We start from the raw sequence: 21,618 nt of genomic DNA, 5'->3' as shown, positions 1-21,618 counted from the left end.
TAAAAAAAACGGCCGGGGAAGGTGCTTCCCCGGCCGTCTTCTTGGCGAATTCGCCTTACTTCTTCTTCTTCTCGGCGCGCTTGATCGCTTCCTTGATGATCTCGCCGGCCTTGTCGGCATCGCCCCAGCCGATCACCTTGACCCACTTGCCCTCTTCCAGGTCCTTGTAGTGGGCGAAGAAGTGCTCGATCTGCTTGATCAGCACGTCGGGCAGGTCCTTGTAGGACTGCACTTCGTCGTAGAAGGGGTGCAGCTTGGCGTGCGGCACCGCCAGGATCTTCTCGTCATGGCCGGATTCGTCTTCCATCAGCAGCACGCCGATCGGACGCGAGCGCAGGACCGAGCCGACCGCCACGCCATGCTTGCCCACCACCATCACGTCGACCGGATCGCCGTCGTCGGACAGGGTGTGCGGCACGAAGCCGTAATTGGTCGGGTAGTACATGGCGGTGTGCAGGAAGCGGTCGACGAACATCGCGCCGGATTCCTTGCAGATCTCGTACTTGACCGGGTCGCCGCGCAGCGGGATTTCGACCACGACGTTGATGTCGGTCGGGGGATTCTTGCCGATCGGGATCTTCTTGAGGTCCATGGTTGCTGTCCTTGTTCCCTTGTGTGTTCTTTTGCGATGCGGTCAGCTTCGGAACCGCTCTAAAAACTTTGCGGCATCCTCATACGCCATTCCGAGCGCGCGTGCCACCGCTGGATGGGTGATTTTTCCATTATGGACGTTCAAACCGGCGGCCAGATGGGGATTTTCCGCCAGGGCCGGCCCCCAGCCCCGGTCAGCCAGGGCCAGGATGAAGGGCAGCGTGGCGTGGCCCAGGGCGAAGGCCGAGGTGCGCGCCACCGCGCCCGGCATGTTGGTGACGCAATAATGCACCACCCCTTCGGCGACATAGGTGGGCTGGGCGTGGCTGGTCGGGCGCGAGGTGGCGAAGCAGCCGCCCTGGTCGATGGCGACATCGACCACCACCGAACCGGGCCGCATGGCGGCCACCAGGTCGCGCGACACCAGCCGGGGCGCGGCGGCGCCGGGGATCAGCACCGCGCCGACGGCCAGATCGGCCGAGGCGACCGCCTGCTCGATGGCATCCAGCGTCGCATAGGCGGTCTCGACCCGGCCGGCGAACATTTCGTCCAGTTGGGCCAGCCGGGCGGCGGAACGGTCGATGATGGTGACCCTGGCCCCCAGCCCGACCGCCATGCGCGCCGCATTGGTCCCGACCACGCCGCCGCCCAGGATGGCCACCCGGCCGGGCGGCACGCCGGGCACGCCGCCCAGCAGCACGCCTGCGCCGCCTTGTTCCTTTTCCAGGCAATGGGCGCCGACCTGGATCGACATCCGGCCGGCCACCTCGCTCATCGGCGCCAGCAATGGCAGCCCACCCCGGGCGTCGGTGACGGTCTCGTAGGCGATGGCGGTGACGCCTCGTTCCAGCAGGGCATTGGCCTGGGCCGGATCGGGGGCCAGGTGCAGATAGGTGAACAGCACCTGGCCGTCGCGCAGCAGGGCGAATTCCGATGCCTGCGGCTCCTTCACCTTGACCACCAGATCGGCGGTGGCGAAGACTTCCTGGGCGTCGGCCCCCAGGCTGGCCCCGGCCGCCAAATAATCGGCGTCCGAGCAGCCGATGCCGGCGCCGGCCCCTTTTTGCACCATCACCTGATGGCCGTGCCGGGTCAGCTCGCGCACGGCGGCCGGAACCGCCGACACGCGGTATTCGTGGGTCTTGATTTCCTTAGGAATGCCGACAAGCATGCCTTCCTCCTATGGATCCGGCGGCAGCAACCTGCGGCGCAACGCCACCAGCAAGATCAGGCCGGGCAAAGCCACCAGGGTCGAGACCAGGAAGAAATCGACCCAGCCCAGGCTTTCCGCCAACTGGCCGGCGCTCGAGGCGACCAGGGTCCGCCCCACCGCCGCCAAAGAACTCAGCAACGCATATTGCGTCCCTGTGAATCTAAGGCTGCACAGGCCGGATATGTAGGCCACGAAGGCCGCCGACCCCAATCCTCCCGATAGATTCTCAACGGCGATGGTCAAGGTCAACGCATAGACGTCGGCGCCGACGGATGCCTGCCATGCGAACATCAGGTTGGACAGCATTTGCAATAGGCCGCAGCCCAGCAGGCTCTTCCACAGGCCGTAGCGCGCCACCACCGCGCCGCCCAGGAAGGTCCCCAGGATGGTGGCGCCGAAGCCGAACAGCTTAGACACCGTCGCCACCTGGGCCTTGGTGAAGCCGATCATGATGTAGAAGGGATTGGCCATCACGCCTGCGAAGGCGTCGCCCAGCTTGTACAGCAGCACGAAGGCCAGCACCGCCAGGATGAACGGCCCGCTGCGCCGGGCCATGTCGGCGAAGGGCTCGATCACCGCCTGGCGCAGCCGGCCGGCGATGGTGGCGGCCAGGGCCAGGGGCGGCGCGTCCGGTTCGGGGTTGGCCAGCACGGTGACCATGCCCACTCCCACCAGGCCGGCCATGGCGACATAGGTCACCGCCCACGAGCCGCTGAACTGGGCCAGCAGCAAGGCGCCGGCCCCCGACACCAGCATGGCGACGCGATAGCCGAACTGCACGGCGGCGGCGCCGGCGCCATATTGCGGCTTATCGAGGATTTCGACCCGGTAGGCGTCGATGACGATGTCCTGGCTGGCCGAGCAGAAGGCCACCAGCAGGGCCAGCAGCGCCACCCGCTCGGTCTCAAGGGCCGGATCGGTGGCGCCCAGCGCCAACAGAGCACCGATCAGGGCGGCCTGGGTCGCCAGCATCCAGGCGCGCCTGCGCCCGAACGCACCGCTGAGAACCGGCAGGCGCACCTGGTCGACCAGCGGCGCCCACACGAACTTGAAGGTATAAGGCGTGCCGACCAGGGCGAACAGGCCGATGGTTTTCAGCGACACCCCGGCCTCGGTCAGCCACACCGCCAGGGTCGATCCGGTCAAGGCCAAGGGCAGGCCGCTGGAAAAGCCCAGCAGCAGGATGGTGACGATGCGGCGGTCGCCATAGACGGCGAAGGCGTCGCGCCAGCTTGGCTTTTTTTCGGTGACATCCCCGGTCATGGGCGACACTTTAGTTCGTGATGCAGAAAATCTGCATCACTATTTGCCCTCGCCGGGCGCCAAGCACCGCTTGCTTGGCCGCCGCCGCAATGGCGGCTGGCGCGATGCACAAATGGTTAAGAGCCGCCTGCCGAAGGACATGATGAAGCCCGCCCAGATCGACGAATTCTACGCCCGCCTGGCCGCCGCCCACCCCAGCCCGAAAAGCGAGCTGGACTACGTCAACGCCTATACCTTGCTGGTGGCGGTGGTGCTGTCGGCCCAGGCCACCGATGTTGGCGTCAACAAGGCCACCGGCCCGCTGTTCGCCAAGGTGACCACGCCCCAGGCCATGCTGGACCTGGGCGAGGACAGCTTGCGCGAGCACATCCGCACCATCGGGCTTTACCAGACCAAGGCCAGGAACGTGATGGCGCTGTCGCATCTGTTGATCGAGCGCCATGGCGGCCAGGTGCCGGCCGAGCGCGACGCACTGGAAGCCCTGCCCGGCGTCGGGCGCAAGACCGCCAATGTGGTGCTGAACGTCGCCTTCGGCCAGCCGACCATCGCCGTCGACACCCATTGCTTCCGCGTCGCCAACCGCACCGGCCTGGCACCCGGCAAGAATGTGCTGGCGGTCGAGGAAGGGCTGCTTCGGGTCACGCCGGCCCGCTTCGCCCACGACGCCCACCATTACCTGATCCTGCACGGCCGTTACGTCTGCAAGGCCAGGAAGCCGGAATGCGACGGCTGCCTTGTCCGCGATCTGTGCGCGTTCGGGGGTTAAGCGTTTTCACGCCAAGCGTGAACACGCGGGCCAGCCTGAGCGGCGCCTGAGCGGCCCGGCACGGGCCAAACGTCAGACTCTAGACCGGTTTCCGCTCGGGCGGAAACCGGTCTAGGAGGCTGAATTCGGCGGGGTGATGCGGATCGAGGCGATCTGGTTGCGGTTCTTGCGCAACACCTCGAAGCGGAAGCCGTGGAAGCGGAACACCTGGCCGACATTGGGAATCTGGCGGCTTTCGTGCAGCAGCAGGCCGGCGATGGTGTTGGCGTCCTCGTCGGGCAGGCGCCATTCGAATTCGCGGTTGAGGTCGCGGATGGTGACGCCGCCATCGACGACGTAATCGCCACCTTCCTGCGGGTGAACGCCGGCGACGGCGACATCGTGCTCGTCGGTGATGTCGCCGACGATTTCTTCCAGGATGTCTTCCAGCGTCACCACCCCCATCAGGGCGCCGTATTCATCGACCACCAGGGCGAAATGCTCGCGCCGTTCGCGGAAGGCGCGCAATTGTTCCAAAAGCGTGGTGGAATCGGGGATGAACCACGGGGTGCCGGCCAGTTCGCCGACATCAAGCTGGGCGACATCGCCGTCCAGCGCGCGCACGGCGCGCAGCACGTCCTTGGCATGGACCACGCCGATGATGTTGTCGGGCTCGCCCCGCCATAGCGGGATGCGGGTATAAGGGCTTTTGAGGATCAGATCGACGATCTCGGCCGGCGGCAGGGCAGCATCGATGGTAAAGGCCTTGCGGCGGTGGGTCATCACCTCGCCGACCTCGACGTCGTCGAGTTCCAGGATCGAGCGCAACATGCGCCGTTCGTCCTGCACCGCTTCCTGGGTGGTGTGGACCTCGATGGCGCCCTTCAGCTCCATCATCGCCGCATCGATGTCGGTCTCGTGGACGACGCGGGCGCCGACCAGGCGCAGCAGGCCCGAGACGAAGACATGGATGGCATGGATGGTCGGGCCGGCCAGGGCGACGAACAGCCGCATCGGCCGGGCGATGAACAAGGCCGCCTTGTTGGCGTGCTGGATGGCGAAGGTCTTGGGCAGGATCTCGCAGAACACCAGCACCACCACGGTCATCACCGCCGTCGCATAGATGATTCCGGCCTCGCCGAACAGGCCGATGGCCAGGCTGGTGGCCAGCGCCGAGGCCAGGATGTGGACCAAGGTGTTGCCCAGCAGGATCGAGCCCAACAGCCGCTCCTTGCGGACATGCAGCCGGTTGACCAATCCGGCGCGGGCATCGCCTTCGCGTTCCAGCTGATGCATCAGCGGCCGAGAGGCGGCGGTCAATGCCGTTTCGGCCCCGGCGAAGAAGCCCAGCAGCAGCAGCAGCAAAAGGATGGCGGCGATGTCGAGCAGCATGGTCGTCAGCCCGCCACGAACTCGGCCAGCATGTCGCGCACGGCGGCTGCCGGCACCTCGCGGGTCAGGAAGGATTGGCCGATGCCCTTGGCCAGCACGAAGGTCACCTTGCCGTCACGCACCTTCTTGTCGCCGGCCATGTGGTGGACCAGCGCAGCCACATCCCAGTGGCGCTGGCGCGACAGACCGGTGGGCAGGCCGACCCGGGCCAGATGGCGTTCCAGCCGGGCGCAATCCTCGGGCGGGGCCAGATCCAGCCGGGCCGACAGCCGAAGCGCCATCACCATGCCGACGGCCACCGCCTCGCCATGCAGCAATTCCTCGGAGAAGCCGGTCTCGGCTTCCAGGGCGTGACCGAAGGTGTGGCCCAGATTGAGCAGGGCTCGCACGCCGCCTTCACGCTCGTCGGCGGCGACGATGCGGGCCTTGGCCCGGCACGATACCGCCACCGCCCGGGCGCGCGCCGCCTGGTCGCCATCGATCAGGGCCGGGCCGTGTTCTTCCAGCCAGGCGAAGAACAAGGAATCATCGATCACGCCGTACTTCACCACCTCGGCATAGCCGGCCAGCATCTGGCGCCGATCCAGGCTGTTCAGGGTGTCGATGTCGGCCAGCACCAGGCGGGGCTGATGGAAGGCGCCCACCAGATTCTTGCCCTGGCGGGTGTTGATGCCGGTCTTGCCGCCGACCGAGCTGTCCACCTGGGCCAGCAAGGTGGTGGGGATCTGCACGAAATCCAGCCCGCGCTGCAAGATGGCGGCGGCGAAGCCGGTCAGGTCGCCGATGACGCCGCCGCCCAGCGCCACCACCATGGTCGAGCGTTCGCAGCGGGCGTCCAGCATGGTTTCGGTCAGCTCTTCCAGCTGGGCGAAGCATTTGGAATGCTCGCCATGGGGCACCACCACATGGCCGTGGGCGATGCCGGCCCGGTCCAGCGAGGCCAGCACGCGGTCGAGATAAAGCGGCGCCACCACGTCGTCGGTGACCACGAAGGCGCGCTTGCCGGCCATCACCGGAGCCATGCGCGGGCCGGCCTGGTCGATCAGCCCGGCGCCGATCTCGATGTCATAGGAACGCTCGCCCAATTCGACGCGAATGATTTCGGCACTCATGCTTTCGGCTCCGACAGGATGGCCAGTTGGTCGATGATCTTGGCGACGGTGACTTCCGGCGGCTCGTCGGTGGTATCGACGGTGATGTCCGCCTCGGCGTACAGGGGGTAGCGGGCGTCCATCAGCCGGCCCAGGATCTCGCGCGGGTCGCCGGTCTTCAACAGCGGCCGGTGGTCGCGGCCCGAGGTGCGCTTGACCAGCAGGTCCAGATCGGCCCGGATCCACACCGAAATCGCCTCGTCCTTGATGCGGGCGCGGGTCTCGGGATCGACGAAGGCGCCGCCGCCGGTGGCCAGCACCTTGGGCGCGCCCTCCATCAGGCGGGCGATCACCTTGCGCTCGCCGTCGCGGAAGGACGGCTCGCCGAAACGGGCGAAATAATCGCTGATGGTGCAGCCGGCGGCGGCTTCGAACTCGGCGTCGGAATCGATGAAGGCGACCTTCAGCCGCGCCGCCAGCCGGCGGCCGACGCAGGATTTGCCCGAACCCATCAGGCCCACCAACACGATCGAGCGTCCCAACCGCTCCGCCAGTTCCTCGTCCGCCGTCATCGAAGCCCGTCCACGCCCCGCCGTTGATCCCGGAAGGCGAGGCCGATACACTGCCCCCCTTCGTCACACCGTCTTCGTAAAGCCGGCCCCGCCAGCATCCCTTATCGCCGCTTGTATCCGTCCGGGCCGGGGCCTGTCCATCAAATCACAGAGTAAGGTTGGTTATAGCGCATGGGAAAGATAGCCGGAATTCTGATGCTTGTGGTGCTGGCCGTCATCGTCGGTGGCGGTATCTTCCTGGCCTCGTCGGATATACCGGCACCGGCCGCCAAGGTTGAAAAGGTGATTCCCGATGACCGTCTGCCGCGCTGACCGCCGTTTGCGGCTGCTGGGTTGCGCCCTGGCGCTGACCCTGGCCCCGGGTCTGGCCCTGGCCCAAGGCCGGCTGTCGCCCTTGTCGCAGCCCTTCGACCCCGAGACCATGGAACGGATCGACCCGCCGTCCAGTGAGCCGGTGGGCAAGATCGACGTCAACGCCCTGAAGGCCCCCAACCCCGACGGCATCGGCGTGCTGGATTCCCGCCAGGGCGGCTTGCCGGAAACCTTGTGGGCCAACACTTCGGCCCGCACGCTGCGCGCCCTGATCCCGCTGTTGCCGGCATCGTCGGGCTCGCGCGCGCTGGCCGGCATCGAGCGCCGCCTGCTGCTGACCGCCGCCCCGCCGCCCGACGACGCCAAGGAAGGCGAGAAGCCCGGGCTGGTCGAGCTCAGGGCCGAACGCCTGCTGGCCATGGGCGAGGTCGATGGCCTGCTGACCCTGCTGAAGGCGGTGCCGGCCCAGGCCTCGGGTCCGGTGCTCGACCGCGTCCGGCGGGACGCCAAGCTGCTGGGCGGCGACCTGGCCGGCGCCTGCGCCGATGCCGGCCGCCAGGCTCCTGATCCGTCCGACCCGCTGCAGCCCAAGATGCTGGTCCTGTGCAACCTGACCCAGGGCCGCACCCTGGAAGGCAATTTCGGCCTGGACCTGCTGCGCGAGAAGAAGGACCCGGACAGCGCCTTCATCACCGCCGCCGAGGTGCTGGGCGGCGTGCCGGCGCCCGCGCCGGACAAGATCCGCCTGGACGAGGCGACACCCCTGCATGTCGCCGCCTTCGCCGCCGCCAAGCTGCCCCTGCCGGCTTCGTCGCTGGCCAAGGCGCAGGCCTCGGTCAACCGGGCGGTCGCCGTGACCACCTCGAACCCGCCCGAGCTGCGGCTGGCCGCCGGCGAACGGGCCGAGGCGGCCGGGGCCTTGCCCATCGATGCGCTGCGGTCGCTGTATCTGGCCCAGGTGTTCGCCCCCGACGAGATGTCGGCGCCCCTGACCCGTGCCGACACCGCCGGCCCCCGGGCCCGGGCGCTGCTGTTCCGCGCCGCCACCGACCAGCCCGACCCGGTGCTGAAGGCCCAGTTCGCCGCCAAGGCGCTGGAACTGGCCGGGGCCAAGGGCGAACTGGCCGGGGCAGCCCGACTGTTCGAGCCGGTGATCTTGGCCACCCGGCCCGATGCCGTGCTGGCCGCCCAGGCCCCGTCCTTCGCCCGCGCCCTTTTCGCCCTGGGCAAGCCCGAGGCGGCGGCCAAGTGGCTGGACATCGTCCAGGCCGACACAGCGGCCGGAGCCGCCTTCGCCGCGCGGCTGTGGCCGCTCGCCGCCATCGCCGGCACCGAACCGGGACGCGAGCTGTCGCTGGCCGGCCTGGCCGGCTGGCGCCAATCCTTGACCGGGCTGGCGCCCGACCTGGCGGCGCGGCGCGTCGCGGTGGTGTTGGGCACGCTGGCCGGGCTGGGCGCCAAGATTCCCGATTCCTTGTGGCTGGACACCCTGGCCCTGCCGGCGGGGGGGCCGAAATTCGGCCTGTTCGCCATGATGCAGGGCGCGGCGCTGGATGCCCGCCTGGGCGGCACGGTGCTGGCGGTGCTGGCCGCCACCGGCGATAGCGGGCTCGACAAGCTGGACCCGATCACCTTGTCCGAGGCGATCAGCGCTCTGAGCGTCGTTGGGCTGGGTGAGGATGCCCGCCGCCTCGCCGTCGAGGCGATGCTGGCCAACGGCATCTGATGGGAAAGGCGGCCGACCGGTCCGGGCTGTTGGCGGCGGGGATCGCCAAGGCCAAGGCCGGCCGCCATTCCGAGGCGCTGAAAGTCCTGGAACGCGCGCTGAAACTGGGGGCCGACGCGGCGCTGTTGAACGCCGTCGCCATCACGAAAAAGGCCCTGGGCGACATCAAGGGCGCCCGCGCCGCCTATGATCGCGCCCTGGCCCTTGAACCAGCCAATCCCGATCTGCTGTTCAACCTGGCCAAGCTGGACATGGACGGGCGGCGCCCGGCTGCCGCCGCCGCCTTGCTGGAACGCGCCCTGGGCTTACGCGAGTCTGCCCCGGCGTGGAAGAATCTGGGGGTGTGCCGGCTGGATCTGGGCGACGGAAAGGGCGCGGTGGCGGCCTTCACCCGGCTGGGCGAACTGGTGCCGAACGATCCGCTGGCCTGGTCCTATCTGGGGGTGGCCTGGCAGCAATCCGGCGACCTGATCCGGGCCGAACAGGCCCATGCCCGGGCGGTGCAACTGGCGCCGGGCAGCCCCGACGTGTTGAACAATCTGGGCTCGACCCTGGTGCTGCAACGGCGCTGGGGCGAGGCCGAGGCCCTGTTCCGCCAGGCACTCGCCCGCCAGCCCGACTATGCCGACGCCCATTACGGCCTGGCCCAGCTGCTGCTGGGGGCCAAACGCTTCGCCGAGGGCTGGCCCGAATGGGAATGGCGCACCCGCCGCGCCCGCTTCGCCGAGCCCAGGCCGACCGCGCCCCTCTGGGACGGCACGCCGTTCCAGGGAACGCTGGTGGTCCATGCCGAGATCGGCCTGGGCGATTCCTTGCTGTTCGGCCGCTTCCTGCCCCAGGCCCGCGCCCGCTGCGACCGGGTGGTGTTCGTCTGCCAGGCGCCGCTGGTGCGCCTGCTGGCCTCGTCCTTTCCCGGCATCGAGTTCGCAGCCACCGATGATCGCCGCCGCCCCAAGGGCGACCGCTTCTGCTATGTCATGAGCCTGCCCGGCTTTTTCGTCGCCGCCACCGCCGACATCAAAGGCGCGCCTTATCTGTCGGTGCCGGCCGGGGCCGGCTTCGATCTGGGGCCGGCCGAGGGCAAGAAGCGGATCGGCCTGTCCTGGTCCTCGACCCGCAAGGATGTCGATCCGCACCGCTTCGTCCCCGGCGCCGAGCTGGCCGAGATCGTCCTGAAGGATCATCCGGCCGCCTCGTTCTTCATGCTGCAAAAGGGTCTGGCGGCCGAAGACAAGGCGGCCCTGGCCCCCTTCGCCATCGATCTGGAAGAAAGGCTGGGCGATTTCGCCGACACCGCCGCCATCGTCGCCCAACTGGATCTGGTGATCAGCGTCGATACCGTCACCGTGCATGTGGCCGGCGGCCTGGGGGTGCCCTGCCTGGTGCTGCTGAACCACGGCGCCGACTGGCGATGGTTCGAGGCCGAGGACACCACGCCGTGGTACGACAGCGCCCGCCTGATCCGCCAGCCCGACGGCTGCGGCTGGACCAAGGGATTGCAGGCGGTGCGTGCCGAGTTGGACCGCTTCCTATCATGAGCCGCCATACCGAGGCCTTCCTGGAAATGATGGCGGTCGAGCGCGGCGCCAGTCCCCATACCCTGGATGCCTATCGCCGCGATCTCGACCGCTTCGCCGAATTCCTGAAGGGCGACAGCGTGGTCGCGGCCACGCCCCAGGACGTCGCCGCCTTCCTGCGCGACCTGGCCAAGGCCGGCATGGCGGCCCGGACCCAGGCGCGGCGGCTGTCGGCCCTGCGCCAGTTCTTCCGCTTCGCCTTCGCCGAGGGCTGGCGCCCCGACGATCCCACCAGCCGGGTCGCCATGCCGCGCCTGGGCCGGCCGCTGCCCAAGGTGCTGTCGGAAGCCGAGGTCGATCAGTTGCTGGAGGCGGCGCGCGCCGTCGCCCCACCGCAAGGACTGATGGTCACCGCTTTGCTGGAATTGCTGTACGCCACCGGCCTGCGGGTGTCGGAACTGGTCGGCCTGCCCTTCGCCAGCCTGGCCCGCGACCCGGCGGTGCTGGTGGTCCGCGGCAAGGGCGACAAGGAACGCATGGTGCCGCTGTCCGATCCGGCCCGCGCCGCCGTGGCCGCCTGGCTGCCGCTGCGGGCCGGGCTGCTGGACCGCAAAGGCTCGCGCTGGCTGTTCCCGTCGGCGGCCAAAAGCGGCCACCTGACCCGCTCGGGCTTCGCCGCCATGCTGCTGCGGGTCGGCATGAAGGCCGGCATCGATCCACGGCGGCTGTCGCCCCACGTCCTGCGCCACGCCTTCGCCAGCCACCTTTTGGCCCACGGCGCCGATTTGCGCGTGGTCCAGGAGATGCTGGGCCATGCCGACATCGCCACCACCGAGATCTATACCCACGTCCTGGACGCCCCCAAGGTCAGGCTGGTGCAGCAGCACCACCCGCTGGCCGGAAAAAGCTGACCATATCACTTGGGTCTTGCGGGAAATCATGGCCCGGTCTAGGCTAACCACACTTCATCTTCGGTGATTTCCCAAGGATTTTCCGTGCTCGACGGCCGCCGCATCCTGCTCGTCATCTCCGGTGGCATCGCCGCGTACAAATCACTCGAGGTGATTCGTCGCCTGCGCGAACGCGGCGCCGACGTGCGCTGCCTGCTGACCCACAACGCCACCCAGTTCGTCACGCCGCTGGCGGTGCAGACCCTGTCGGGCAACAAGGTGTTCCAGGACACCTTCTCGCTGACCGACGAGCACGAGATCGGCCACATCACCCTGGCGCGCGATTGCGATCTGGTGGTGGTGGCGCCGGCCACCGCCAACCTGCTGTCCAAGATGGCGCACGGTCTGGCCGACGATCTGGCCTCGACCGCGCTGTTGGTCACCGACCAGCCGATCCTGGTGGCACCGGCGATGAATTTCCGCATGTGGGAGCATCCGGCCACCCGGGCCAACCTGGCGACCTTGAAGGGGCGCGGGGTTCACACCGTCGGCCCCAATGCCGGGCCGCTGGCCGAAGGGGAATCCGGAATCGGCCGCATGGCCGAACCGGGCGAGATCGTCGCCGCCATCGAGGGATTGCTGGCCAAGGGACCGCTGGCCGGGATCAAGGCCCTGGTCACCAGCGGCCCGACCTTCGAGCCGATCGACCCGGTCCGCTTCATCGGCAACCGTTCGTCGGGCAAGCAGGGCCACGCCATCGCCACCGCCCTGGCCCGCCTGGGCGCCGACGTCACCTTGATCACCGGCCCGGTGCGGCTGGCCGATCCTGCGGGCGTGCGCACCATCCATGTCGAGACCGCCCGCGAGATGCTGGGCGCCGCCCTGGGCAGCCTGCCGGCCGACGTGGCGGTGTGCGCCGCCGCCGTCGCCGACTGGACGGTGTCCAACGCCTCGAAGGAAAAGCGCAAGAAGGACCCGGGCGCGCCGCCGCCCGCCATCGAGCTGGCCGCCAACCCCGACATCCTGGCGACCTTGTCCGAGGCCGGATCGGCCCGACCGCGCCTGGTGATCGGCTTCGCCGCAGAGACCGAGAAGGTTCTTGAGCACGCCAAGGCCAAGCTGGCCCGCAAGGGCTGCGACTGGATCGTCGCCAACGACGTCTCGCCGGCCACCGGCACCTTCGGCGGCGATTTCAACAGCGTCCATCTGATCAGCGCCTCGGGGACCGAGGACTGGCCGCGCATCGCCAAGGCCGACGTCGCCGAGCGGCTGGCCTGGCGCATCGCCGATTCCTTGAAGCCCGGGGGGGCCGAATGATCGCCATACCCATCCTGCGTCTGCCGCACGCCGAAGACCTGCCGCTGCCGCGTTACGAAACCGCCCATGCCGCCGGCCTGGACCTGATGGCCTGCATCCCGGCCGACATCACCCTGGCCCCGGGGCGGCGCGCCCTGATCCCCACCGGCTTCGCCATCGCCCTGCCGGCCGGGTTCGAGGCGCAGGTGCGGCCACGCTCGGGGCTCGCCGCCCGCCACGGCGTGACCGTCCTGAACGCGCCCGGCACCATCGATGCCGATTACCGCGGCGAGATCGGGGTGATCTTGATCAATCTGGGCGACACCGTCTTCACGGTGACCCGGGCCATGCGCATCGCCCAACTGGTGGTCGCCCGCGTCGAGCAGGCCCATTGGATCGAAGCCACCGAACTGACCGAGACCGACCGGGGGGCCGGCGGCTTCGGCTCGACCGGAACCGAACGACGCGGAGAGTGACACGACCATGCTGCGACCGTCGAAGAAGATGCTGTTCGCCATCGAGGCGGTGCTGGACATCGCCTACCATGCCGGCGGCGAACCGGTGCAAAGCCGCGAGATCACCCGGCGCCAGGGCATTCCCCGGCGCTATCTGGAACAGACCCTGCAGCAATTGGTGCGATCGGGCATCCTGATGGGGGTGCGCGGGCCGCGCGGCGGCTATCGCCTGGCCCGTGAACGCCGCCGCATCTCGGTGGGCGAGATCGTGCGCGTGGTCCGCGCCATGGAAACGGCGGAAGACCCCTATCAGGACGTGCCGGCCAGCGAGTTGGGCAAAAGCGTCATCCGCCCGATGTGGACCGAACTGTCCGACGAGATCATGAACCAGCTCGACGCCATCACCGTCGATGATCTGTGCATGCGTTCGTACAAGGCGGGTATCCCATCCGAGGCACACCAGAAGTTGGACTTCATCATCTGAAGCTTGCCGCCGCCCCGCTTTCCATGAGAAAGTGTGAATAGACATAGATTAACACTTGGGACGAGGGAATTAAGATGAGCGAGTTCCGCGGCCGGATTTACGACTCCATCATCGACACCATCGGCGCCACTCCGCTGGTGCGCCTGTCCAAGCTGGCGGCCGATTCCGGGGCCAAGGCCGACATCGTCGGCAAGTGCGAGTTCTTCAATCCGATGGCCTCGGTCAAGGACCGCATCGGCTTCGCCATGATCGAGGCGGCCGAGAAGGAAGGCCGCCTGAAGCCCGGCGCCACCCTGGTCGAGCCGACCTCGGGCAATACCGGCATCGCCCTGGCCTTCGTCTGCGCCGCCAAGGGCTATCGCCTGATCCTGACCATGCCGGAAAGCATGAGCCTGGAGCGGCGCAAGATGCTGTCGCACCTGGGCGCCGAGATCGTGCTGACCCCGGCCGCCAAGGGCATGACCGGCGCGGTCAAGGAAGCCGAGCGCCTGATCGGCGAAATCCCCGGCGCGGTGATGTGCCAGCAATTCGACAATCCGGCCAATCCCCTGGTGCACGAGGCGACCACCGCGGAAGAAATCTGGAAGGACACCGCCGGATCGGTGGCGGCGGTGGTGGCCGGCGTCGGCACCGGCGGCACCATTTCCGGCATCGGCCATGTGCTGAAGAAGCGCAACCCGGCCATTCGCATGATCGCGGTCGAGCCCGAGGACAGCCCGGTCCTGTCGGGCGGCGCCCCCGGCCCGCACAAGATCCAGGGCATCGGTGCCGGCTTCGTGCCGAAGAACCTGGACCGCGCCGTGGTCGACGAAATCCTGCAGATCGGCAACGAGACCGCCTTCGCCACCGCCCGCAAGGCGGCCAAGCTGGAAGGCCTGCCGGTCGGCATTTCCTCGGGCGCGGCCATCGCCGCCGCCCTGGAAGTCGGCCAGCGCGCCGACATGGACGGCAAGGTGATTGTGGTCATCCTGCCCAGCTTCGCCGAACGCTATCTGTCGACCGCCTTGTTCGAGGTCTAGGCACACCCCTTTGGATTTCACCGAAGACCAGATTCGGCGCTATGCTCGCCACATCATCCTGCCCGAGGTCGGCGGCACCGGTCAGGCCCGGCTGCTGAATGCCCGGGTGCTGGTGATCGGCGCCGGCGGCCTGGGCTCGCCGGTAGCGCTGTACCTGGCGGCGGCGGGCGTCGGCACCATCGGCATCGTCGATGACGACGTGGTCGATCTGTCCAACCTGCAGCGCCAGATCCTGCATCACACCGGCTCGGTCGGCCGCGCCAAGGTGGCGAGCGCCGCCGACACCCTGGGGGCCATCAACCCCGACGTCCGGGTGGTCCCGATCCGGGCCCGCCTGAACAAGGACAATATCGGCGCCATCCTGGCCGATTTCCCGGTGGTGGCCGACGGCTCGGACAATTTCGCCACCCGCTTCCTGGTCAACGATGCCTGCCGGCTGGCCGGCGCCACCCTGGTCTCGGCGGCGATCCTGCGCTTCGACGGCCAATTGTCGACCTACAAGCCGGGCGGGCCCTGCTATCGCTGCATCTATGCCGAGGCCCCGCCCGAAGGCGCGGTGCCGACCTGTTCGTCGGCCGGGGTGCTGGGCGCCATCGCCGGCACCATGGGGTCCTTGCAGGCGACCGAGGTGTTGAAGGAGGTCCTGGGCATCGGCGAGTCCATGGCCGGCCGGCTGCTGATCTACGACGCCCTGGCGGTGACCTTTCGGACCGTCCGGGTCAAGCGCGACCCCGGCTGCCCGCTGTGCGGCGACCAGCCGACCATCACCGACCTGGCGGCTCACGGAAGCACCGACCATGCCTGCGGCTGACAAGACCTCGCCCGACAAGCTGTCGATCGTGGTGTTCTCGGGCGCGTTCGACCGCGTCCATTACGCCCTGGTGATGGCGGCGGCCGCCGTGGCGTCGAACACGCCGGTCACCTTGTTCTTCACCATGTGGGCCGGCCGCGCCCTGGAAAAGGATGCCGGCTGGACGCGGCTGCCGGTGTCCGAGGGCGGCCAGACCGCCCTGCAGATGGATGCCCAGTTCAAGGCGCGCCACGTCGCCAGCTTCGAGGAATTGCTGGAGGCCTGCGTCGCCCTGGGCGTCACCTTCATGGTGTGCGAGATGGGCCTGAAGGCGCTGGGCATGGACCCCGACGATTTGCGCCCCGACGTCCCCGTCGCCAAGGGCGGCGTGGTCACCTTCCTGGCCGACGCCAGCAAGAACGGGGCGATGGTGTTCGTCTAGGCCTTGAATCCCGCGTCGGGCAAGGTGAAGAAGAGTGTGGTGCCGCCTCCCGGCGCGGATTCCACCCAGATGCGGCCGCCATGATGCTCGACGATCTTACGGCTGATGGCCAGGCCGATGCCGCTGCCCTCGTACTTGTCGCGGGCGTGCAGGCGCTGGAAGATCCCGAAGATCCGCTCGTGGAACTCGGGCTCGATGCCGATACCGTTATCGGCGATCGACACCACCCACTCGGCTCCCTCGCGCCGGGCGGCGATGGCGATGTAGGGCGTCCGATCGGGGTGGCGGTACTTCAAGGCGTTGGCGACCAAGTTCTGCACCAGCCGTTCCAATTCCCCGGCCAGGCCGGTGACCACCGGCAGGTCGTGGGCGACCGAAATGGCGGCCTGGCATTCAGCGATGGTCAAGGCCAGGTTCTCCAGCGCCGAGGCGACGATATCGGCCAAGGCAACCGGCGCGAACTCTTCGCTGGTCCGGCCGACCCGGGACAGCTCCAGCAAGTCGAGCACCATGCGGTCCATCCGCTTGGCGCCGTCGCGGGCGAATTCCAGGAAGTCGCGGCCGTCGCCATCCAAGCGGTCGCCGTAACGCTGGGCCAGCAGGCCGATATAGCTGCTGATCATCCGCAACGGCTCGCGCAGGTCGTGCGAGGCGATATAGGCGAATTGCTCCAGCTCGGCATTGGCATGGCGCAGGCCGGATTCGCGGTCGTGGGCCTCGTCGCGCTCGGTGGTGCGCTGGCGGATCAGGGCCGAGGCCCGGGCCAGCGCCGCCGCGACCTCGTCGGCCTCGCGCAGGCCCAGCGGGCGCGCCGATACCGCCTCGTCGTGGCCGATGGCGATCGCCAGCGGGACCAGGGCGCTGACCGGGCCGCTGATCTGCCGGCCCAGCCACCGGGCCAGCAGCAGCGCCAGCACCAGAACCACAACCGCCACCATCATGCTGTGCAGCAAGGTTTGGCGCAGCTGAGCCTCGAGCGTGTCGCGCGGCACGCCGACCGCCACGGTCCAGCCGCTTTGCGCCGACCGGGAAAAGGCCGCCAGGGTCGGCAGCCCGTCCACGGCGTGGGTCTCGATGATGCCGGCCGCGGCCCGGGCCCGGGCGTCGAGCAGATCCGGGACCGTCTTTTGGCCGACGAACCTTTCCGGTGCCCGCGTGCCGGCGGCGATGGTGCCGGCACCGTCGATGATGGCCGCCACCCAGTCGGGCGGAAAACGCGCCTCGGTCAGCAGCGCCCCCAGCTGGCCGGCATCGAGCGACATGCCGATCATGAAGGCGACGCGGCCGTCGCGGATGGCCGGGACTGTCAGGGCGATCAACGGCTTGCCGGTCACCGGCCCGATGAACAGGTCGGACAGGAACGGCTTCGGCCGATCGGCGATCGCGGCGAAAAAGGGCGGCGGCTGGGTCGGCAAGGCCGCCCCGACCGGCATCAGGGTATTGACCAACTGCGCACCCGCGCGGTTCAGCACCACGATGTTCAAGGCCTGGGCATAGCGGGCCACCGCCTGGGCCTCGGCATGAAAGGCGGCGAAATCGCCTTGGTCCAAGTGGGGCGACAGCGACAGCGCGTGCAGCGCCGTCTCGACCGAGGCCATCTTGCGCTCCAGCAGGGCGAGCTGCAGGCGGGCGGCGGTCTGCAGCGTCTCTTCCACCACCCGGCGGTCGCGATCATAGGTCGAAACCGAGGTGAAGACGCCGAACAACCAGGCCGGAATCAGGCAGACCAGCACCAGGACAGCCACGCGGACATGAATCTCCTGCCGGTGGTGAACGCCCCGGAGGATGCCAAGAAGATTCATCCGATCCGCCTTCCCTCGCCCGAATCGGCTCATTATACGGGCAATCACTCATATCCAGAATAGAAAAGCCGTCGGTATTTCGAACGGTGGGGTGCCGTTTTGCTTAGCCCAGCAACAATTCCAGCGCCTGACAGGATGGCGGATCGAGGGTGAAGTCGGCGATGGCCAGATCGTCTTGCATATGCGCCGCCGAACTGGTGCCGGTCAGCGGGACGATGCCGATCTGACTGAGAAAGCGGAAGAATATCTGCGCCGCCGTGCGCCGATGCGCCGCAGCCAGCGCCCGCACGGTGGCATGGGCCAGGATGTCGGGGTTGGCGGTCAGGGTCCAGAAGCTTTGATAGATCATGCCGTGGGCGCGACAGTAATCGCGAACCTGCCGGTCGTATCCGGTCTTGGCGTGAAAGCGGTTCTGCACCACGGCGGGGCGGATGCGGACCCCTTCGCACAGATGCCGCAGCACGACCGGGTCGGGGCAATTGCTGATTCCCAGCTGGCGCGCCCCGCCTTGGTCGAAGATCGCCTCCATCGCCCGCCACACCTCGGCCAGCTCGGCGGGGTTGGCCAGGGGCGAATGCAGGACCAGGCAATCGACACGGTCGATTCCCAGATTGGCCCGCGACCGGGCAAAGGATTGCGCCACCTGATCGCACAGACGGGCCTGGGGATCATAGGGGACGCGGGCGGGATCGTGCCCGGCCAGCGGGGTGAACTTGGTCTGCAGGTAAAGCTCGGCGCGATCCAGGCCGTGGCGTTGCGCAGCGGCCAGGCCGGCACCGACCCCGGCCTCGTCGTAATGCTTGGGCTGGCAGGCGGTGTCGATGCCGCGAAAGCCAAGTCTCAGCGCCTGCTCGACCAGGCTTGCGGTCCGCTCCTTCTTCCAGGCGGTGCCGTAGATGATCGGCGGGACAGGGACGCCATGGGTCGATATCCAGGTGTGGGGCGCTGCACTCATCGCGGTTCCGTTCTCCGTGGGGGACCTGGGATGGTAGATGCGCCCGACGGCGGGAAAATCCAACCGGGGGATCGGTTATTCCGGCGGCTGTCGCCGGACGAAGCGGGTCCATGCCGTCTCGGGGTCGGCGTCGCGCCCTTGGGCGCGGTCGAACCGGCCATAGACGCAGCCTTCGTCGATGAAGCCGTCGCGGCGCGGGTCCTTGGATGTCTGGGTGTTGCCGTACCACGGAAAGGCGGTGGCGTAGCCATAGCCGTAGCCGTCGCAGAACCAGTTTTTCTCGGGATCGGACATGGGCGCTCGGATCGGGTGGGACACGCCAGGATACAAGGATCGCTCGCCACGTCGCCAGATGTCCGTCCTGGGGTCGTGGCGGAGTCGGAGGCCAAAGCTAAACCGCTTCCGCTTGACAGGGTTTCGCAGGCCGCCCACCTTTCTATAGAAAGAATATGATGTAAAAATGTCGTTGGAGGGTGTCATGGCAACTCGCGAACCGACCGCCGCGCCGGCCTCGGCCGAGGCGGTCCTATCCAAGGCGACCTTACGTGCCGCCGCTCACCTGGGCCTGTCGAATGCTGCCTTGGGGCAGATTCTCGGCCTGTCGGAACCGACGATTTCACGGATGCATAAGGGCGATTACCGCCTGAAGCGGAACCGCAAGGAATTCGAACTGGCCCAGCTGTTCGTCCGTGCCTTCCGCAGCCTGGATGCCATTACCGGCGGCGACGATTCCTCGGCCCGGTCTTGGTTGCAGGCGGAAAACTTGGCGCTTCAGGCGCGCCCCCTGGACCTGATGAAGACCGTGCGGGGTCTGGTGGCGATTACGGCCTATGTGGACTCCCGGCGCGCTGTCCTCTGAGGTCCGGCCCTATGCGGCCGAGGTCTGGCGCCTGGTCGAGGCGCAGTCCCGGTCCTCGACCATGCGCCTGACCGACACTTGGGAAGAACAGCATCTGCTGGAAGACCTGATCGAAGAGGTCAAGCCGCCCATTCCGGCGGAATGCCGGCACCTTCATTGGCTGCTGGCGACGCCGTTCCGTTATGCGCCTTACCCCAATGGCTCACGCTTTCGTCGGGCCGGGCAGGCGGAAGGGGCGTTCTATGCCGGGGAAGCGGTGGAAACCGCCGTGGCCGAACTGGCTTTTTATCGCCGGAAGTTCTTCGACGAATCTCCCGACACCAAGCTGCCGGATCGCCCCACCGAACACACGGCCTTCTCGGTGGCGCTGAATACCGGCCGCGCTTTGGACCTGACCCAGCCGCCGCTGGATCGGGACCAAGCCCTGTGGACCCACCCCAGCGATTATGCCGCCTGCCAGGCCCTGGCCGACAAAGCCCGCGACGCCACCATCGCCGTGGTCCGCTATCGCTCGGTGCGCGACCCGGCCGGCGGCTGCAATGTCGCCGTGCTGTCGCCATCGGCCTTCGCCGAGCGCGAACCGCGCCAGATGCAAACTTGGCGGCTATTCATCCGCGAGACCGGCGTGCAGGCGGTGCGGGAGTTTCCGAGGGTGGAGTTGGTGTTTGGGTGAGTTGGACTGTTACCCCGGTTTCCGCCAAAAGGAATCTGGTGAACATGCTTTAGTTATGTGCCGTCAGCTGGAGTAGCATCCCGCACAATTTTGCGAAGGGGACCGCGCCCTTCAAAATCGTCATCATGGAACCGCATTTGGTATTCGCGCAATGCATCTCTCGTCACATAGATAACTTTTCTATCGATGCCGAGTTCTTCTCCAAATGGGCTTTCTGCCAGCATATCGATGCATGCCAAGAATTTATGGTAAGCCCGCGAAGGAGATGCGCCTTTGCCAGATTTCATTGCTCTGTAGGCTTCCAGTGCGATTTCGTAGACCCATGGGGCGGCATCCCGGAATGCGCTTGCCGCCATCAGAATAAAAACCGGGTCACGCCGCCCCTGGCTGATATGGCGGGCCATGTCCATAAGCATCATCGGGTGGACTCGGTGCCGCCGAGATCGACGCCACGATGGATCGTCATCCATTGTGTCCCGGATGCGCATTTCGACGCCACGGATGCTGGATACGAGTTCCTCAAGGATTTCGCCCTGCGGGCGGGTACTTTTTGATGTGGCCTTGCCCTTGGGAATTGCCGAGATATTGGTTTCGAGATCGCCCCAGAGAGCCGAAAATAGTTTTCCAGCCGTTGATCAGGGATTGGTGCCGCTGCCGCCTTATTGAGGCTTAGGACGAGTTCCTTGATGCCAGCCTGTTCCGCCTTCTTAGCCTGAAATTGGGCGAGCGGTCCCGAGATTTCCTTGAAATCAAGATCGAGCAACAGCGGGATCACCCGACCATCTTGCATGGACTTGGCCAAGGCGCCAGATTCGAACAGAAGCCATGGGGAGGTCAGGTTCTCGCGGGTGACGCAAATTACGCCGAAGTTGGACGATTCCAATTCCTTGGCGACTTCAATACCCCACCGCTCTCCAGCTTCGATGTCCGATTGAGATACCCACGGCTCAACGTAGTTCAGAACCAGCGGAAACCATTCCCGTAGCGCCTTGGCAAGCGTTTCACTTCGTGTTCCGCTCCAACTGATAAAGACTTTCATGGCGACCTCGGCGCTGGACCAAAAGGCATATTGGTTTCACGAATATTACTCGCATAATAGGCGCGTTCAAGCCCCTCTGGTTGTGCGATGGGCGTCGGTAACCGCGCTGGCCGACCGCTGACCTCAATCGCTGGGGCATAGCCGCAGCGGGTGGGTACATTTTAAAGCGCTAAACTGCGGCCATGGTTCTGTTTTTAGAGATGGCTTGTTCAGGGCGAGAAAATCGAGGTCTGAGTCCATTTTCGCGCACAGCGACACCCCGTCAGCCCAAATCCTGGGCTAACCAGCGCCAAATCCGTGATTTTCTGGACAACTAGAAAATTGGCGTCCCGGAAGGGAGGGGAAGCCCGGCACTTCGAACGCCGTAGAATGGCTCATTTCCTCGCATTTCAGCTTGCGACCGGTATGCAAAACCGGTATGCAAAACCGGTATGCAATACCATCGCGTAGCGTGATGGTGGGATGCAATCATGTATCTAAAACTCAAGGGCA

24 protein-coding genes are annotated in these 21,618 nt (G+C 67.1%); 13 read left to right on the top strand and 11 right to left on the bottom strand.

What is annotated here, in order from left to right; translation table 11 throughout:
- Window positions 1-55: 55 nt before the first annotated feature.
- Genes ppa through MTBLM5_RS13265 form a run of 3 tightly spaced genes read right to left on the bottom strand, consistent with a single transcriptional unit; the run spans window position 56 to window position 3,067 of the window.
- Window positions 56-592 (bottom strand): inorganic diphosphatase, encoded by a 537-nt coding sequence (gene ppa, locus MTBLM5_RS13275; protein WP_173976579.1) that lies wholly within the window; start codon window positions 590-592, stop codon window positions 56-58.
- A gap of 42 nt (window positions 593-634) precedes the next feature.
- Window positions 635-1,762 (bottom strand): alanine dehydrogenase, encoded by a 1,128-nt coding sequence (gene ald / locus MTBLM5_RS13270; protein WP_173976578.1) that lies wholly within the window; start codon window positions 1,760-1,762, stop codon window positions 635-637.
- 9 nt (window positions 1,763-1,771) lie between these two features.
- Complete coding sequence (locus MTBLM5_RS13265) at window positions 1,772-3,067, bottom strand: AmpG family muropeptide MFS transporter (RefSeq protein ID WP_173976577.1); 1,296 nt, start codon at window positions 3,065-3,067, stop codon at window positions 1,772-1,774.
- A 142-nt stretch (window positions 3,068-3,209) separates the two neighbouring features.
- On the opposite strand from MTBLM5_RS13265, the gene nth reads away from it, so the two are divergent.
- Window positions 3,210-3,833, top strand: coding sequence for an endonuclease III (nth, locus tag MTBLM5_RS13260; protein ID WP_173976581.1), 624 nt, complete (start codon window positions 3,210-3,212; stop codon window positions 3,831-3,833).
- Window positions 3,834-3,944: 111 nt separating this feature from the next.
- Here nth and MTBLM5_RS13255 read toward each other — a convergent pair whose 3' ends face one another.
- Genes MTBLM5_RS13255 through MTBLM5_RS13245 form a run of 3 tightly spaced genes read right to left on the bottom strand, consistent with a single transcriptional unit; the run spans window position 3,945 to window position 6,867 of the window.
- Window positions 3,945-5,204, bottom strand: coding sequence for an HlyC/CorC family transporter (locus tag MTBLM5_RS13255; RefSeq protein ID WP_173976576.1), 1,260 nt, complete (start codon window positions 5,202-5,204; stop codon window positions 3,945-3,947).
- A gap of 5 nt (window positions 5,205-5,209) precedes the next feature.
- Window positions 5,210-6,316, bottom strand: a complete 1,107-nt coding sequence (gene aroB / locus MTBLM5_RS13250) for a 3-dehydroquinate synthase (RefSeq protein WP_173976575.1) — start codon at window positions 6,314-6,316, stop codon at window positions 5,210-5,212.
- Complete coding sequence (locus MTBLM5_RS13245) at window positions 6,313-6,867, bottom strand: shikimate kinase (RefSeq protein ID WP_173976574.1); 555 nt, start codon at window positions 6,865-6,867, stop codon at window positions 6,313-6,315. Before MTBLM5_RS13245 ends, aroB begins: the two co-directional genes overlap by 4 nt.
- Window positions 6,868-7,038: 171 nt before the next feature.
- Here MTBLM5_RS13245 and MTBLM5_RS13240 point away from each other — a divergent pair, with 171 nt between their 5' ends.
- From MTBLM5_RS13240 to MTBLM5_RS13195, 10 genes are all read left to right on the top strand, one after another.
- Window positions 7,039-7,179: a hypothetical protein gene (locus MTBLM5_RS13240; RefSeq protein WP_172822261.1), complete on the top strand. Its 141-nt coding sequence runs from the start codon at window positions 7,039-7,041 to the stop codon at window positions 7,177-7,179.
- Window positions 7,160-8,905: an antifreeze protein gene (locus tag MTBLM5_RS13235; protein ID WP_173976573.1), complete on the top strand. Its 1,746-nt coding sequence runs from the start codon at window positions 7,160-7,162 to the stop codon at window positions 8,903-8,905. Before MTBLM5_RS13240 ends, MTBLM5_RS13235 begins: the two co-directional genes overlap by 20 nt.
- The gene (locus tag MTBLM5_RS13230) at window positions 8,905-10,443 is read left to right on the top strand and encodes a tetratricopeptide repeat protein (protein ID WP_173976572.1); all 1,539 of its coding nucleotides are present in this window, start codon (window positions 8,905-8,907) and stop codon (window positions 10,441-10,443) included. The genes MTBLM5_RS13235 and MTBLM5_RS13230 overlap by 1 nt, the downstream gene beginning before the upstream one ends.
- The gene (locus MTBLM5_RS13225) at window positions 10,440-11,333 is read left to right on the top strand and encodes a site-specific tyrosine recombinase XerD (RefSeq protein ID WP_173976571.1); all 894 of its coding nucleotides are present in this window, start codon (window positions 10,440-10,442) and stop codon (window positions 11,331-11,333) included. Before MTBLM5_RS13230 ends, MTBLM5_RS13225 begins: the two co-directional genes overlap by 4 nt.
- Window positions 11,334-11,417: 84 nt before the next feature.
- A complete protein-coding gene (gene coaBC, locus MTBLM5_RS13220) occupies window positions 11,418-12,629 on the top strand; it encodes a bifunctional phosphopantothenoylcysteine decarboxylase/phosphopantothenate--cysteine ligase CoaBC (RefSeq protein WP_173976570.1) in 1,212 nt (403 codons plus the stop codon).
- Window positions 12,626-13,084 carry a dUTP diphosphatase gene (gene dut, locus MTBLM5_RS13215; RefSeq protein WP_173976569.1) on the top strand — a complete coding sequence of 153 codons (459 nt, stop codon included), beginning with the start codon at window positions 12,626-12,628 and terminating at the stop codon, window positions 13,082-13,084. Before coaBC ends, dut begins: the two co-directional genes overlap by 4 nt.
- A 7-nt stretch (window positions 13,085-13,091) precedes the next feature.
- Window positions 13,092-13,547, top strand: a complete 456-nt coding sequence (locus MTBLM5_RS13210; protein ID WP_068500445.1) for an Rrf2 family transcriptional regulator — start codon at window positions 13,092-13,094, stop codon at window positions 13,545-13,547.
- A 74-nt stretch (window positions 13,548-13,621) separates the two neighbouring features.
- Window positions 13,622-14,566, top strand: a complete 945-nt coding sequence (cysK, locus tag MTBLM5_RS13205; RefSeq protein ID WP_173976568.1) for a cysteine synthase A — start codon at window positions 13,622-13,624, stop codon at window positions 14,564-14,566.
- Window positions 14,567-14,576: 10 nt separating this feature from the next.
- The gene (locus MTBLM5_RS13200; protein ID WP_173976567.1) at window positions 14,577-15,377 is read left to right on the top strand and encodes a molybdopterin-synthase adenylyltransferase MoeB; all 801 of its coding nucleotides are present in this window, start codon (window positions 14,577-14,579) and stop codon (window positions 15,375-15,377) included.
- Window positions 15,364-15,798 carry a DsrE/DsrF/DrsH-like family protein gene (locus MTBLM5_RS13195; protein ID WP_173976566.1) on the top strand — a complete coding sequence of 145 codons (435 nt, stop codon included), beginning with the start codon at window positions 15,364-15,366 and terminating at the stop codon, window positions 15,796-15,798. The genes MTBLM5_RS13200 and MTBLM5_RS13195 overlap by 14 nt, the downstream gene beginning before the upstream one ends.
- Here MTBLM5_RS13195 and MTBLM5_RS18750 read toward each other — a convergent pair.
- The 3 genes from MTBLM5_RS18750 to MTBLM5_RS13180 form a co-directional block, all read right to left on the bottom strand.
- Entirely contained in the window at window positions 15,795-17,543 is a 1,749-nt protein-coding gene (locus MTBLM5_RS18750) for an ATP-binding protein (RefSeq protein ID WP_254431040.1), read from the bottom strand. The two genes, MTBLM5_RS13195 and MTBLM5_RS18750, sit on opposite strands and share 4 nt — an antisense overlap.
- Before the next feature lie 160 nt (window positions 17,544-17,703).
- Window positions 17,704-18,555 (bottom strand): aldo/keto reductase, encoded by an 852-nt coding sequence (locus MTBLM5_RS13185; RefSeq protein WP_173976565.1) that lies wholly within the window; start codon window positions 18,553-18,555, stop codon window positions 17,704-17,706.
- 75 nt (window positions 18,556-18,630) lie between these two features.
- Window positions 18,631-18,849 carry a hypothetical protein gene (locus tag MTBLM5_RS13180; protein ID WP_173976564.1) on the bottom strand — a complete coding sequence of 73 codons (219 nt, stop codon included), beginning with the start codon at window positions 18,847-18,849 and terminating at the stop codon, window positions 18,631-18,633.
- 184 nt (window positions 18,850-19,033) lie between these two features.
- Here MTBLM5_RS13180 and MTBLM5_RS13175 point away from each other — a divergent pair, with 184 nt between their 5' ends.
- Together MTBLM5_RS13175 and MTBLM5_RS13170 are read left to right on the top strand one after the other, a co-directional pair.
- Complete coding sequence (locus tag MTBLM5_RS13175; protein ID WP_173976563.1) at window positions 19,034-19,414, top strand: MbcA/ParS/Xre antitoxin family protein; 381 nt, start codon at window positions 19,034-19,036, stop codon at window positions 19,412-19,414.
- Window positions 19,386-20,087, top strand: a complete 702-nt coding sequence (locus MTBLM5_RS13170; RefSeq protein ID WP_173976562.1) for an RES family NAD+ phosphorylase — start codon at window positions 19,386-19,388, stop codon at window positions 20,085-20,087. Before MTBLM5_RS13175 ends, MTBLM5_RS13170 begins: the two co-directional genes overlap by 29 nt.
- Before the next feature lie 53 nt (window positions 20,088-20,140).
- Here the strand turns inward: MTBLM5_RS13170 and MTBLM5_RS13165 are convergent, their stop codons facing one another.
- Together MTBLM5_RS13165 and MTBLM5_RS13160 are read right to left on the bottom strand one after the other, a co-directional pair.
- On the bottom strand, window positions 20,141-20,491 hold the full coding sequence (locus MTBLM5_RS13165; RefSeq protein ID WP_173976561.1) for a hypothetical protein: 351 nt from the start codon (window positions 20,489-20,491) through the stop codon (window positions 20,141-20,143).
- Window positions 20,492-20,502: 11 nt separating this feature from the next.
- Complete coding sequence (locus MTBLM5_RS13160) at window positions 20,503-21,126, bottom strand: toll/interleukin-1 receptor domain-containing protein (RefSeq protein ID WP_173976560.1); 624 nt, start codon at window positions 21,124-21,126, stop codon at window positions 20,503-20,505.
- Window positions 21,127-21,618: the final 492 nt, after the last annotated feature.

The sequence above is a fragment of the Magnetospirillum sp. LM-5 genome (assembly GCF_902729445.1).
Taxonomy (GTDB): domain Bacteria; phylum Pseudomonadota; class Alphaproteobacteria; order Rhodospirillales; family Magnetospirillaceae; genus Magnetospirillum.
This window is presented reverse-complemented; position numbering and strand designations above follow the sequence as displayed.

Bases quoted from the DNA above. Each gene is read 5' to 3' on its own strand.
- ppa (WP_173976579.1), bottom strand. From the start codon at position 592: ATGGACCTCAAGAAGATCCCGATCGGCAAGAATCCCCCGACCGACATC.
- ald (WP_173976578.1), bottom strand. From the start codon at position 1,762: ATGCTTGTCGGCATTCCTAAGGAAATCAAGACCCACGAATACCGCGTG.
- MTBLM5_RS13265 (WP_173976577.1), bottom strand. From the start codon at position 3,067: ATGACCGGGGATGTCACCGAAAAAAAGCCAAGCTGGCGCGACGCCTTC.
- nth (WP_173976581.1), top strand. From the start codon at position 3,210: ATGAAGCCCGCCCAGATCGACGAATTCTACGCCCGCCTGGCCGCCGCC.
- MTBLM5_RS13255 (WP_173976576.1), bottom strand. From the start codon at position 5,204: ATGCTGCTCGACATCGCCGCCATCCTTTTGCTGCTGCTGCTGCTGGGC.
- aroB (WP_173976575.1), bottom strand. From the start codon at position 6,316: ATGAGTGCCGAAATCATTCGCGTCGAATTGGGCGAGCGTTCCTATGAC.
- MTBLM5_RS13245 (WP_173976574.1), bottom strand. From the start codon at position 6,867: ATGACGGCGGACGAGGAACTGGCGGAGCGGTTGGGACGCTCGATCGTG.
- MTBLM5_RS13240 (WP_172822261.1), top strand. From the start codon at position 7,039: ATGGGAAAGATAGCCGGAATTCTGATGCTTGTGGTGCTGGCCGTCATC.
- MTBLM5_RS13235 (WP_173976573.1), top strand. From the start codon at position 7,160: ATGACCGTCTGCCGCGCTGACCGCCGTTTGCGGCTGCTGGGTTGCGCC.
- MTBLM5_RS13230 (WP_173976572.1), top strand. From the start codon at position 8,905: ATGGGAAAGGCGGCCGACCGGTCCGGGCTGTTGGCGGCGGGGATCGCC.
- MTBLM5_RS13225 (WP_173976571.1), top strand. From the start codon at position 10,440: ATGAGCCGCCATACCGAGGCCTTCCTGGAAATGATGGCGGTCGAGCGC.
- dut (WP_173976569.1), top strand. From the start codon at position 12,626: ATGATCGCCATACCCATCCTGCGTCTGCCGCACGCCGAAGACCTGCCG.
- MTBLM5_RS13210 (WP_068500445.1), top strand. From the start codon at position 13,092: ATGCTGCGACCGTCGAAGAAGATGCTGTTCGCCATCGAGGCGGTGCTG.
- cysK (WP_173976568.1), top strand. From the start codon at position 13,622: ATGAGCGAGTTCCGCGGCCGGATTTACGACTCCATCATCGACACCATC.
- MTBLM5_RS13195 (WP_173976566.1), top strand. From the start codon at position 15,364: ATGCCTGCGGCTGACAAGACCTCGCCCGACAAGCTGTCGATCGTGGTG.
- MTBLM5_RS13185 (WP_173976565.1), bottom strand. From the start codon at position 18,555: ATGAGTGCAGCGCCCCACACCTGGATATCGACCCATGGCGTCCCTGTC.
- MTBLM5_RS13180 (WP_173976564.1), bottom strand. From the start codon at position 18,849: ATGTCCGATCCCGAGAAAAACTGGTTCTGCGACGGCTACGGCTATGGC.
- MTBLM5_RS13175 (WP_173976563.1), top strand. From the start codon at position 19,034: ATGGCAACTCGCGAACCGACCGCCGCGCCGGCCTCGGCCGAGGCGGTC.
- MTBLM5_RS13170 (WP_173976562.1), top strand. From the start codon at position 19,386: ATGTGGACTCCCGGCGCGCTGTCCTCTGAGGTCCGGCCCTATGCGGCC.
- MTBLM5_RS13165 (WP_173976561.1), bottom strand. From the start codon at position 20,491: ATGGCCCGCCATATCAGCCAGGGGCGGCGTGACCCGGTTTTTATTCTG.
- MTBLM5_RS13160 (WP_173976560.1), bottom strand. From the start codon at position 21,126: ATGAAAGTCTTTATCAGTTGGAGCGGAACACGAAGTGAAACGCTTGCC.